Raw genomic sequence first — 12164 nt, forward strand, 5'->3', positions numbered from 1 at the left:
ACTTCGAGAACCTCGACGCGCTCCGCGCCGGACTCGGCCACGAGTCCTCCCGCGACTACGACCCCGACCACCCGAAGGCGAAGGCCCCGAGAGAAGATGTTGACAACTTCCTCTCGCTGGGTGACCGCCCGCGATTCGTCGGCCGAGAGACCGTCCAGAAGGACGAAACAGCGGACACGGCGGTGTGAATATGCCCGAATCCGAGTACCGAACGCAGGTCACCGAGGCGTTTCCGGAACTCGCCGACATCGACTCGGACGAACTCCGCGAGCAGGTCGTCGAGGCGTGGTGTCTCGGCCTCGAACGCGGCGGGTGGCGCGACATCGAGGACATCCCCTATGCGTGGAACATCCACGAGGTTTCGAACGTCGAACACACCCGTGGCGTCACTCGAATCGCGGTTCGCGGGGCGGAAGAACAACGTGACTTCCACGGCGCGGACCCCGACTTCGACGTGATTCGCGCCGCGTGTCTCCTCCACGACGTGGGCAAGTGCTACGAGTACGTCGATTTCGTCGAGGCCGACCGACTCGACGCGCCGAATCCCGAGTACGCGACCGAAGAGATTCCCCACTCGCTGTCCGGCTACGCGCTCGCTCACGAAGTCGGGTGTCCGCTGGCCGTCCAACGAGCGATTCCGCACTTCATCGGCGAGATTCCGACCCGGACGCTCGAAGCCGAACTCGTCAAAAGCGCGAACTCCATCTCCTCGAACGCGATTACGCAGGCCGCGATGGGAATCAGCCTCGACGAGTGGGTCACGAGATACTCACAGACGCAGTAACGACTTTGTTCGGCCCGTGTGAAGGATGGCCATGCGAAAACACGTCAACCTGAACGAGATGGAGTTGTACGACGCCGACGTCACGCGCGGCAAACTGCTCCCAGTCGGTTACGAACTCCGACCACAGCAGATGCGGCCCTCGGTCTGGGTGTACGAGGCTGGTGGTCACGGGACGAAGCACAAACAAAAGGAGCAAGAAGAACTCTACCACGTCCTCTCTGGTCGGTTCGAACTCGTCTTCGCCGACGAGACGATGGAACTCGAACCGGGGTCGTTCGTCGTCGTCTCGCCCGACGAAGAACGACAGTTGCACTGTCTCGAAGACGGGAAGGTGTTCGTCGTCGGTGCGCCGAACGTCAAGGACGACGGTGTGGTACTGGACTGAAGACAGACATCATTAGTTCTACTTTCCCTACTTTCTGCCTCACCGTGAGTGCTGTATTTCTGATTACACGCCGTCCTGACACTATGGCATACATCGAAACGCCAGACGGTATTCCACTGTACTACGAAGAGCACGGTGAGGGTGAGACGATTCTCCTCGTCCACGGGTGGACCTGCAATACGGAGTACTGGTGGCAGAAGAACATCCCGGCACTCGCAGAGTCGAACCACGTCGTCGCCTTCGACCTACGTGGCCACGGACTCTCCGGAAAGACGGACGCTAACCACACCTTCGTGCAGTACGCCCACGACGTACGTCACCTCATCGAATCGCTCGACCTCACCGACGTGACGCTGGTCGGGTGGTCGATGGGCGCCGACGTCGTGTTCACCTACCTCGACCTGTTCGGGAGCGACCGTCTCCGCGCGCTCGGACTCATCGACCAAACCCCGAGATTCTACTCCGAGGAGGGGTGGGACTACCCACTGTTCGGTGACTTCACACCAGACGGGTTGGCTGAGTTGGTCGGCGGACTGGAGACCGACCGGGAAACGATCGTGAAGGACGTCGTCGTCGGGGCGTTCTTCGTAGAACGACCACCAGAAGAGACGGTGGACCGAATCTACGCCGAGATGATGAAGACGCCGACTTCTGTCGCCGTCACGACGATAAAGGAGTTGGCTTCTGCGGATTTCCGAGACTCGCTCGCACGCATCGACGTGCCGACGCTCCTCATGTACGGGTCACACAGCGGCGTGTTCCCCGGCCCACTCGGCGAGTGGATGGCTGAGCAAATTCCAGAGTCAGAACTCGTGACGTTCGAGTCGAGTAGCCACTGTCCGTTCTGGGAGGAACCGGAGCGATTCAACCGAGAACTCTCGACGTTCGTCGCCCGTCACGCCGGAAGCGACATTGGTGAACCCGGGACTGTCGGCGCGTGATTCGTCGCTCACCCGTTCACACTGGCCCGAGACCGTTCTCTCTCCGAAGCACGTTGATGTAGTCTTTGAACCCCCTTTCGAGGTCGTATTCGGGGTCGTACCCCAAGTCTGCCTGCGCTTTCGACATATCGAGGCGCTGGGTCCACGGCAGTTCGCCCTCGTCAGAGACCGTGAGGTCGGCATCGGGTAGAATCGTCTCGACCATCTCGGCGGCCTCTCGAATCGTGGCTAACTCCCCGCGGACGTTGTAGACGCGCTGTGTCAGGTCGTCCTCGGGGGCGAACGCGGCCAGTCTGAACGCCTGTGCGATGTCGCGGACGTGCTGCCAGTCGATGACCTGGTCGCCGTACTCGACGCTGAACGGTTCGCCGAGCGCCGGTTTTTCGATTATGCTTGCGAGGAACGCAGAGCCGCCGGTTTCGCGGTAGGGTCCGTAGGCGACGGTGGGTCGGAGGCCGACGTGCGAGACGCCGAAGTCCTCGTAGTAGACGCGCGCTTGATGCTCGTTGTACTCTTTGGTCGCCCCGTAGAGCGTGTCTGGATAGACGAGGTCGGACTCGGTGACGAACGACTCGCCGTAGTTGGTCGGTGGGGCGTAGACGGCGGCCGAGGACGCCCACGCGACACGCTCGACTTGGTCGGAGAGGGCCCGCGCCGCTTCGAACACGTTGTTCGTCCCCGCGATGTTCACGTCGAGGGCGGCGCGAGGGTTCGCCCGCGCGGAGGTGGTGAGCAGCGCGGCGAGGTGGACGATGTGGGTCGCCCCCGTCTCGCGGACGGCGCGAAACACGTCCGTCGGGTCGGTGACGTCGCCTCGGCGAATGGTCACGTCGTCGGTGATTCCCAGTTTGTCGAGGATTCGCGGGTCCGTCGAGCGGTCGTAGGCGACGACCTCGTGGCCGTGTTCGACGAGGTCCTGAGCGACGTACGAACCGATGAATCCCGTCCCACCCGTGACCATCACGGTCGATTGTGACATTGTACCGTAGTTCCCGTTGCGGGTGAGAAAAATGTTTCCCGCGCGAACCGGCCCGCGGGCGCTCGACTACTCGTGGAGTCCACCGACCGTCGCGTAGAACGACGACTGGAGCGTCTCGGCCATGTCCTGCTCGCGGTCGATGCGAACGTCGATGACCGTCGGGAGGTCGCTCTCCTTGCCGTCCGCGAGGGCGTCGGCCAGTTCGTCTGGTGTCTCCACACGAACTCCGACCGCGCCGAACGCCTCGGCGACCTTCGTGAACTCGGTGTCGTGGAACTCGACGCCCGCGATGTCGTCGGGACCGTGCTGCATCTGTCGCACCATGCCGAGGCTGGTGTCGTTGAGGACGACGAACGTCGGCGCGACACCGTGTTCGACGGCCGTCTCGACGCTCGTCATCGTCATCGCAAATCCGCCGTCGCCCGCGACGCCGACCACGTGTTTGTCGGTTGCGAGCGCGGCCGACACTGCGGCGGGTGTCGCCCACCCCATTCCGCCGACGCCGCCAGACCCGTAGTAGGTCCCGACCGCCGGCACCTGGAGGTAGTTCAGGAGCCAAAAGCGGTTGTTCCCCGAGTCGGCGGTGACGATGGTGTCCTCGTCGAGGACGTTCTGAATCTCGCTGACGGCGCGTTGCGGGAGAATCGGCACGGAGTCGGAGTCGCACTCGGGTGCGTGGAACGATTTCTTCGCCTCCTGTGCCGCATCCCCGGCCCAGTCGTTGTCGTTCCCGCCCGCGTCGGCGAGTTCGCGGAGCGTCTCGGCGGCGTCGCCGATGAGACCTACGTCTGCGGGGTACACCCACCCGGCGTTCTGCGGTTCGATGTCGGCGTGGAGAATCGTCTGCTCGTCGGGGCGGATGAACGTCGGGGCCTGCCAGTTGGTGTCCATCGGATTGAGTCGGCATCCGACGACGAGCAGGACGTCTGCGTCGCTCACCAGTTGGTTCGCCCCTTCGTGGCCGAACGACCCGATGACGCCGCCGGCGAGTTCGTGCGTCTCGGGGAACGTCGATTTCCCGAGATAGGAGGTGACGACGGCGGCGTCGTACGCCTCGGCGACCGACTGTAACTCGTCGTACGCGTTCGCGGCGTGGACGCCGTTTCCGGCGACGATGACGGGTCGCTCGGCACCTTCGAGCGCGAGCGTCGCGGCCGCAACGTCGCGGGCGCTCGGTGCCGCCTTCCACGTCGCAGTCTGTCGCTCGTCGTCCCACACCTTCGGGGTCGATTCCTCGGGGAACTCCGCGGTGACGGCGTCACCATCGAGGATGACGGCGGTCGGTCCGGGCCGCCCCGAAACGGCGTGTTTGAACGCCAGTTGGAGGCTTCGGACCGTCTCGGTGGGCGTCCGCGGGAACCAGTGTTCCTTCGTGACACCGTCGAGAATCTTCGGCAGGTCGAGACCGCCGTAGTCGCCGCGGGCCTGCTGGTAGGGTGCGAGCGTCGAGTAGTTCCCACGCTCGGAGGCTTCGGTGATGGTGACCATCGGCGACGAGGCGAGACGCGCCTCCATCTGGCCGATGAGACCGAGACTGCCAATCCACGGGCCTTGCCCGGCGAGGACGCCGGGTTTCCCGGTCAGTCGGCCGTGCATCTCGGCCATGACGCTCGCCTCTCGCTCGTCGCGCGGGCGAACGAGTTCGACGCTGGAGTCGGGCAGGTGGTCGAACAGTTCGATGACGCGACCACCGGGGTAGCCGAACATGCGCTCGACGCCGAGGGCTTCGAGTGATGCGACGAGTCGTTCGCTCGTGTTCATGGTCTCTTACGCGTCGTCCAGTTGAATCTCTTCTTCGACGTACAGCGTCGGACCCTGTTCCATGTCGATGAACTCCGCGGCGTCGGCGTTGACCGCCTCGCCGATTTCGGAGTCGAAGGCGGCTTTCAGCGCGCCCATGTCCTCGAAGTAGAGTTCGACGATACCGTCGTACGCCGAGCGCTCGGGGGCGGTCGGCAGACTCGTCACGTACTTTTTCAACCCGGGGAGGTCTTTCGCCAACTCGGCGTGGGAACCCATCCAGCGCTCGACGAACTCCTCGTGGCTGTACTCGTCCTTCTTGACGACCAAATTCACCAATTTAATCATGTGCGTTCGGTATCTCACTCGGGATTACTTTGCTCTATCGCCGTCGCCCGATTTCTCACGTTCACACGCCGTTCGCATTATTCGAACAAGATTTTTGTTCTCTCGGTCACGAATGTCAGCAATGACGCAGGGGGAACAACGCAGACCGGTGAAGACGGCGACGACGGCCGTTGCAATCCTCGAACGACTCAAGACGAACGGCCCGCAGGGACCGACGTCACTCGCCACCGAACTCGGCTTGGCCAAGAGCACGGTCCATCGTCACCTGAAGACGCTGGAACGCGAGGGGTTCGTCGTCCCCGACGACGACGGCTACCGAATCGGCCTTCGACTCCTCGATTTCGGGATTCACGCGCGAAACGAGCACCCGCTGTACGAAGTCGCTCGACCGAAGGTTGACGAACTCGCCGAGCAGACCGGCGAGAAAGTGTGGTGCATCACGGAAGAACAGGGCCGGGGTGTCCACCTCTACGGCGCTGGCGGCCACCAATCTGTTCGGACCCCCGCCCGCGATGGCACCCAATCGTACCTCCACCAAATCGCCGCCGGGAAGGCGATTCTCTCGGCGTACTCGGACGACAGAGTCTCGGAAATCATCGACCAGCACGGTCTCCCCGCGAAGACGGCGAAGACCATCACCGACCCCGAGGCACTCCGCGACGAGTTGGCGACGATTCGAGAACGAGGCTACGCACTCAACCGCGAGGAAATCGTTCCGAAACTCCACGCGATAGGTGTCGTCATCACCGACACGGAGGGTGCTCCCGTCGGCGCGCTCAGCATCTCCGGCCCGTCGAATCGACTCAACGACGACCGTCTGACCGGTGACCTCGCGGACCTCCTGCTCGGTGCGGCCAACGAAGTCGAAATCAACCTCAACTTCTCCTGAACTACCGTTCGAACAGTTCGAACGCCCGGTTCGGAATCGCGGTCTCGCGTGGGCGTTCATCTCAAATTCATCCCGAAATATTACAGACGTACCTTTGTAATATGGTTCGCATGCTGTGCGAGTGGGACACGGCGGAGTCGTGCGATTTTCTGAGATACAGGTTTCAAACCACTCTCCGGTCTCGACCTCCGGCGGGCCGTGTCTGCCACGGTTCAGTATGACGACATCCGCTAGGGCGTTCGTACCTTTCGAACATACTCGTCTCTTTACTCGTGAATTTGGCTTCCACTTCCACTCTCGTACACCGTGATGTCCGCTGTTACTCGCCTTCTCTGCGGTCTCTCCGTCGATTCTAGCGACGATGTGGCTCGAATAGGGCGGTTACCACGAAAAAACTCCGTTCGAAGGGTTCGAACGCTACCGTTCGTCCCACTCGGGGTCGCGGTCCTCGAAGAACGCGTCGATACCCTCGTTCTTGTCGGGTGTTGCGAACAGTTGGGCGAACAGTTCCGCTTCGTACTCGATTCCCTGTTCGAGGTCCATTCTGGACGCGGCTTTGATGGCCTTCTTGGCGTATTCGAGGGCGACCGGACTCTTCGTCGCCATCATCTCCGCGAGTTCGTACACTCTGTCGTCGAACGTCTCGCCGTCGTGAACCTCATCGACGAGACCGATTTCGGCGGCCTCTTCGGCCGAGACGAGTTCGCCGGTGAGGATGAGACGCATCGCGTGACCCTCGCCGACGAGTCGGGGGAGGCGCTGGGTACCGCCGCCGCCGGGCATGATGCCGAGGTTAATCTCCGGTTGGCCGATTTTCGCGCGTTCGTGGGCGATGCGAACGTCACAGGCTTGGATGAGTTCGCACCCGCCGCCGAGGGCGTGGCCGTTGATGCGAGCGATGACGGGTTGTCGCAGGTCATCGACGTACTCGTACACCCGCGGGCGCTTGCTCGCCTCGCGCTGTTCGAGCATGTCGCGCTCGCGGAGTTCTTTCACGTCCGCGCCGGCGACGAACGCTTTGGCCTCGTCGGCACCCGTGAGGACGACGACTTTGGCGCTACTCGCTTCGACCGCGTCGAGCACGCGCTTGAGTTCCGCGCGGAGCGTCGCGTTCAGCGCGTTTCGCGCATCTGGTCGGTTCAGCGTGACGGTGACGACGCCGTCGAGCGTGCCGTCGTGGAGCCTCACGTCTACTGTCTCACAGTCGGCGGCGACGGCCGCAACCTCGCTCTCACTCTCACTCATCGGTCCATCACGTCCTCGCTCACGCCGACGATTTCGCCGTCTTCCCAGACGTAGAACCCCTCACCCGACTTCTTGCCGAGTTTCCCGGCGCGGACCTTCCGCTTGAGAATCTGCGGCGGTCGGAATCGCTCCCCTAACTCCTCGCGGAGGTATTCCAGAATTCCCAATCGAACGTCGAGTCCGACCACGTCGCCGAGTTCGACCGGTCCCATCGGGTGATTGTAGCCGAGTTCCATCGCGGCGTCGATGTCGGCGGGCGAGGCGACGCCCTCTTGGACCATCCGCATGGCTTCGACGCCGAGGGCGACGCCGAGACGCGACGAGGCGAATCCGGGCGAGTCGCCGACTTCGACGGCCGTCTTGTCGATTCCTTCGACGAAGTCGCGGGCGAACGCCAGCGTCTCCGAACTCGTCTGCTCGGCGACGACGACTTCCACGAGCGCCATGATGTGCACGGGGTTGAAGAAGTGGAGACCGACCCCGCGCTCGGGGCGTTCGAGCGCGCTCATGATTTCTGTCACCGAGAGCGACGAGGTGTTCGACGCGATGACCGTCTCGTCGCTCACGATGGATTCGACCTCTCGCATCGTCTGCTGCTTGAGGTCCATCTTCTCGGGGACCGCTTCGACGACGAGGTCGGCACCCGAGACGGCGGCTTCGAGTTCGGTCGTAACCGAGATGCGGTCGAGCGTCGCCGCCATCTCCTCTTCGGTCACTTTGTCGCGCGCGACGCCGCCTCGCAGGTTCGATTCTATCGCGTCGAGTCCATTTTCGACGTACTCCTGCTCGATATCGCGCATCGTCACGTCGTGACCGGCCATCGCGGCGACCTGGGCGATGCCGTGGCCCATCGTGCCAGCGCCGAGTACACTCACGTTCATTATCGGAAGGCCTTCGGGAATCCTCATAATCGTTTGCCTTGGTTAGTGAAGATTCAAGATACATCACCTCGCAGTGGGTGTATGAGTCACAGTAGCACCCCCCGGCACAGCGAACGCGCCGTCGTCGTCGATGCCGTCAGAACGCCGCAAGCGAAGAAAGGCGGCGGGTTCGCCGACCTCTATCCCGAAGACCTCACTATCGCCGTCCTCGACGCCCTCGTCTCGCGGACCGACATCGACCCCGAAGACTGGGCGGATTTCAGGCTCGGGTGTGCGAACCAGGAGAACGAGCAAGGGAGGAACCTCGCGCGACAGGTGCTCTTGGCCGGCGGGTTTCCCGAAACGGTTCCCGGCGCGACGCTCACCCGCCTCTGCGGGTCGTCGCTGACGACCATCAACGACGCCGCCCGAGCAGTCGAGGCGGGCGATGGCGAGGTGTACGTCGCCGCCGGCGTCGAACACATGTCGCGGATTCCGTTCTCCGATTGGCTCCACCCGGCACTCGAAGCACGCTACGACGGCGGAAGGTCGCTCTCGATGGGCGTCACCGCCGAAACGGTCGCCCGCCGCTATGGTATCTCGCGTGCCGACCAGGACGAGTTCGCGCTTCGCTCGCATCAGCGCGCGCTCGATGCCCGCGAGGCAGGTCGGTTCAAGGCCGAAATCGTCCCCGTCGAGACGCCGAACGGCGTCGTCGAACACGACGAAGGGCCGCGCGAAGACACCTCACTCGACGTGCTCGGGTCGCTCCCGACGGTCTTCGCGGACGACGACGAGGCATCCGTAACGCCGGGGAACGCCTCGCCGCTCACCGACGGCGCGGCAGGCGCGCTCGTCACCGCAGAATCCTACGCCGAGGCAAACGACCTCCCGATTTTGGGGCGCGTCGTCTCTCGTGCCGTCGTCGGCGTTGACCCCGAGGAGATGGGTATCGCACCCGTCGCGGCGACCCGCTCGGCGCTCGACAAAGCGGACCTCACGATGGACGATATCGACCTCGTGGAACTCAACGAAGCCTTCGCCTCGCAGAGCCTCTACTGCGCACGGGAACTCGGCATCCCCGACGAGCGACTGAACGTCAACGGCGGGGCGATCGCCCTCGGTCACCCGCTCGGGTGTTCCGGCGCGCGAATCGCCACGACGCTCCTCCACGAACTCGACCGCCGCGATGGACAGTACGGACTCGCCACGATGTGCGTCGGGTTCGGACAGGGCGTCGCCACGGTGTTCGAACGTCCCTGAGGCGAACGCAAAAACGAGAGACTGCGACGACCGCCCTACCGCTTCCCGTCCGTTGGGACGACTTTGAAGCCGTACCGAATCACACCCTCTTGCTCGTAGATGCGTCGGGGGACCGCCTCCACTTCGTCGCCCATTTCCGGGACTCCCGCAGGTGAATTGACGACCTGTGCCGGAACACTCACTGTCCGGTCGTCGTCGCGCTCTGGTCCGTCGAAGGCGACGATGGTGACGCCGAACGCGCCAGACCGTTGTTGTTGTTCGACGAACTCCGGCGGTGCGCCACCCTGTCCGATGACCGTGGTCGCTTCGACGGTCCCGGTTCCGGGGAGCGTCACGTCGTCGTATCCGTCGGTCGAACCGCAGTCAAAACACGCACCCTCTGGCGGGAACGAGAGCGTGCCACAGGCGCGACACTCGCCCGCGACGAGGCGATGTCGCTGCGGAATCGTCTGTCGCCACGTCGGGATGCTCACGTACGCGCCACCGCCTTCTGGCTCTTCGCCGGTGATGGCTCCGCGCCGACGCAGTGATTCGGCGTAGGAGAGTTCCGTGTCGCCTTCGAACACCGCGGAGACTGGCACGTCGCCGTCTGCCGAGAGCAGGAGTGCAGTCGCGCCCGCGCCGGAGCCGTATCCCACGACGAGCGTGGACTCTGCACCGTCGCTGAGCGCAGACGCGAGTCCGAGAAGCGGACTCGCCGCCCCCGTATCGCCGGTCTGCGAGACGACCGTCCCGGCCATGATTTGCGCGGGGGCGACGCCGAGCGTTCCTGCGGCGCGGTACGGCAACTTCCCGTTCGGCGCGGTGAGCGCCACCGCATCGACCGTCGAAACGTCCGCGTCGAGGGATTCGACTGCGCCACCGACGGCCGCGGTGTACGACTGGCGTTCGTACGTCGTGATGCCGATGGATTCGGTGTCGGCGCTGCCGCGCCGCCGGAAGTTGGTTCCGGGGTACGGGTCGCCGTACTCACCCACTGCCTCGATTTCGAGCGGCCCGTCGTCGGAGAGGAGGACGGCGACTGCTCCCGCGCCAGCACCCGCCGCTTCGTCGCTCTCTGGTGCGCCTTGCGGGCTATCGGAGACGACGACCAACGCCGGGCCGTCGGCGTCGTCGTCCTGTTTCGAAGCGGTGGCGAGCGCGCCGACGCCCACTCGCGTTCCGCCGCCGAACTGGCGCATCGTCGCCTCATCCGGCACCCCGAGGAGCGATGCGAGTCGGACGACGACTTCCTCCGCTTCGGTCGGTGGCGTCGTCGTTGCGAACGCGAGAGAGGAGACGGTCGATGCGTCTGTGTTCGTCGCGTCGAGGGCGCGCCGTCCTGCTTCCGCGGCCATCGTGAGCGTGTCCTCGTCGGCATCCGGGATTGCGATTCGTTCGACTCCGGCCGCACCGACTTTCCCCCACGCCTCGCGGTACGACTCTGCGGTGAGGTAGTTTCGCGGGACGTAGGCTCCGATTCCGGCGACGTTCATCACAGCACACCTCCTTCGAGGACGTGAACGACCGCCGCACCGCCGGACCCGCCGACGTTGTGGGTGAGACCGACGTTCGCGCCCTCGATTTGTCTGTCGCCCGCTTGCCCAGTGAGTTGGGAGAAGGCTTCGACCACTTGTCCCGCGCCCGTCGCACCGATTGGATGGCCTTTGGACTTCAGACCGCCGGAGGGATTGACGGGGAGGTCACCGTCGAGTTCGGTGACGCCTCGGTCGATGAGGTTGGGCGCTTCGCCGCGCTCGCAGAACCCGAGGTCTTCGTACGCGAGCAGTTCGGCGATGGCGAAGCAGTCGTGAACTTCGGCGAAGTCGATGTCGTCGGGGCCGACTCCGGCCATCTCGTAGGCCGTGTTGGCGGCTTCTTCGGTGGAGCGAATCGAGGTGTAACTATCGCGCTGGAAGAGCCCGACGCGCTCGGAGGCCGCGCCGACGCCCGCGACGCGGACGGCGTCGTCGCACTTCTCGGCGAACTCTTCGCTGGCGACGATGACCGCCGCCGCGCCGTCAGAGGTCGGACAGCAGTGATACAGGTTCAGCGGGTCGGCGACCACGGGTGCGTCGCGCGCGTCGTCGAACGAGCAGGTGAACCCGAGGTGTGCCTTCGGATTCTTCGCGCCGTTGGCGTGGTTCTTCACCGCGACCTTCGAGAAGTGGTCGGGCGAGGCGTCGTAGGCGTCGATGTAGGCGGAGGCCATCTGCGCGTAGACGCCCGAGAACGTCGTTCCAGTCAGGCGCTCCCACTCGGTCTCGCCGCTGACGCCCAACCAGTACTTGGCCACGTCGCCGCTCATATCGGTCATGACTTCGTAACCGCCGGCGAGGGCGACGTCTGCCATCCCGCTCTTGACGGCTTGGACGGCCTGCCGGACCGCGTACCCGCTCGCGGCACAGGCGTTTTCGATTCTCGAACAGGGGACCCCGTGAAGTCCCACGTGTTCGGTCACTGCCGGGCCGGACAACCCGAGTTGCCGCCCGCCGACGCCCAGCGACCCGACGACCGCCTCGTCGATGTCGCCCGGGTCGATTCCACCGGCGCTGTCGAGCGCGGATTCGTAGGCCGTCTCGAACAGCGACCGGTAACTTTCGTCCGGAAACGCGCCGTACTTCGACTGGCCCGCTCCGACGACGTACACGTCTCGCATGCTAACCGCTTGCCCGCGACGTGCGAAATAGGTTCGCCCCGGCGAGGCGACCGGTGCGACCACATCATTTTTATCATATTCAATCATCAGGT

12 protein-coding genes and 1 pseudogene are annotated in these 12164 nt (G+C 64.2%); 6 read left to right on the forward strand and 7 right to left on the reverse strand.

The features are described from left to right. The 4 genes and pseudogenes from ACFQJC_RS17590 to ACFQJC_RS17605 all read left to right on the forward strand — a co-directional run. Positions 1 to 188 (forward strand): annotated as a pseudogene (locus ACFQJC_RS17590) (EthD family reductase); the annotation flags it as partial. Positions 189 to 190: 2 nt separating this feature from the next. Further along, positions 191 to 784, forward strand: coding sequence for an HD domain-containing protein (locus tag ACFQJC_RS17595; protein ID WP_390225923.1), 594 nt, complete (start codon positions 191 to 193; stop codon positions 782 to 784). A gap of 31 nt (positions 785 to 815) precedes the next feature. Further along, positions 816 to 1169: a cupin domain-containing protein gene (locus tag ACFQJC_RS17600; protein ID WP_390225925.1), complete on the forward strand. Its 354-nt coding sequence runs from the start codon at positions 816 to 818 to the stop codon at positions 1167 to 1169. 83 nt (positions 1170 to 1252) lie between these two features. Beyond that, on the forward strand, positions 1253 to 2110 hold the full coding sequence (locus tag ACFQJC_RS17605; protein ID WP_390225927.1) for an alpha/beta fold hydrolase: 858 nt from the start codon (positions 1253 to 1255) through the stop codon (positions 2108 to 2110). A gap of 16 nt (positions 2111 to 2126) precedes the next feature. Here ACFQJC_RS17605 and ACFQJC_RS17610 read toward each other — a convergent pair whose 3' ends face one another. From ACFQJC_RS17610 to ACFQJC_RS17620, 3 genes are all read right to left on the reverse strand, one after another. After that, the gene (locus tag ACFQJC_RS17610) at positions 2127 to 3071 is read right to left on the reverse strand and encodes an NAD-dependent epimerase/dehydratase family protein (protein WP_390226155.1); all 945 of its coding nucleotides are present in this window, start codon (positions 3069 to 3071) and stop codon (positions 2127 to 2129) included. A gap of 84 nt (positions 3072 to 3155) precedes the next feature. Then, positions 3156 to 4850, reverse strand: coding sequence for a thiamine pyrophosphate-binding protein (locus ACFQJC_RS17615; protein WP_390225929.1), 1695 nt, complete (start codon positions 4848 to 4850; stop codon positions 3156 to 3158). A 6-nt stretch (positions 4851 to 4856) separates the two neighbouring features. Beyond that, a complete protein-coding gene (locus tag ACFQJC_RS17620; RefSeq protein ID WP_390225931.1) occupies positions 4857 to 5177 on the reverse strand; it encodes an EthD family reductase in 321 nt (106 codons plus the stop codon). Between the two features lie 121 nt (positions 5178 to 5298). Between ACFQJC_RS17620 and ACFQJC_RS17625 the strand changes: the two genes are divergently transcribed. Beyond that, positions 5299 to 6066 (forward strand): IclR family transcriptional regulator, encoded by a 768-nt coding sequence (locus ACFQJC_RS17625; protein WP_390225933.1) that lies wholly within the window; start codon positions 5299 to 5301, stop codon positions 6064 to 6066. A 417-nt stretch (positions 6067 to 6483) separates the two neighbouring features. Here ACFQJC_RS17625 and ACFQJC_RS17630 read toward each other — a convergent pair whose 3' ends face one another. Next, positions 6484 to 7311: an enoyl-CoA hydratase/isomerase family protein gene (locus tag ACFQJC_RS17630; RefSeq protein WP_390225935.1), complete on the reverse strand. Its 828-nt coding sequence runs from the start codon at positions 7309 to 7311 to the stop codon at positions 6484 to 6486. Beyond that, complete coding sequence (locus ACFQJC_RS17635) at positions 7308 to 8192, reverse strand: 3-hydroxyacyl-CoA dehydrogenase family protein (RefSeq protein WP_390225937.1); 885 nt, start codon at positions 8190 to 8192, stop codon at positions 7308 to 7310. The genes ACFQJC_RS17630 and ACFQJC_RS17635 overlap by 4 nt, the downstream gene beginning before the upstream one ends. An 81-nt stretch (positions 8193 to 8273) precedes the next feature. On the opposite strand from ACFQJC_RS17635, the gene ACFQJC_RS17640 reads away from it, so the two are divergent. Next, a complete protein-coding gene (locus tag ACFQJC_RS17640) occupies positions 8274 to 9434 on the forward strand; it encodes a thiolase family protein (protein ID WP_390225939.1) in 1161 nt (386 codons plus the stop codon). A gap of 35 nt (positions 9435 to 9469) precedes the next feature. On the opposite strand, the gene ACFQJC_RS17645 is transcribed toward ACFQJC_RS17640, so the two are convergent. Next, a complete protein-coding gene (locus ACFQJC_RS17645) occupies positions 9470 to 10909 on the reverse strand; it encodes a zinc ribbon domain-containing protein (RefSeq protein WP_390225941.1) in 1440 nt (479 codons plus the stop codon). After that, positions 10909 to 12072: a thiolase domain-containing protein gene (locus ACFQJC_RS17650; RefSeq protein WP_390225943.1), complete on the reverse strand. Its 1164-nt coding sequence runs from the start codon at positions 12070 to 12072 to the stop codon at positions 10909 to 10911. Before ACFQJC_RS17650 ends, ACFQJC_RS17645 begins: the two co-directional genes overlap by 1 nt. Positions 12073 to 12164: the final 92 nt, after the last annotated feature.

This window comes from Haloferax namakaokahaiae (assembly GCF_042663225.1).
Lineage (GTDB): Archaea > Halobacteriota > Halobacteria > Halobacteriales > Haloferacaceae > Haloferax > Haloferax namakaokahaiae.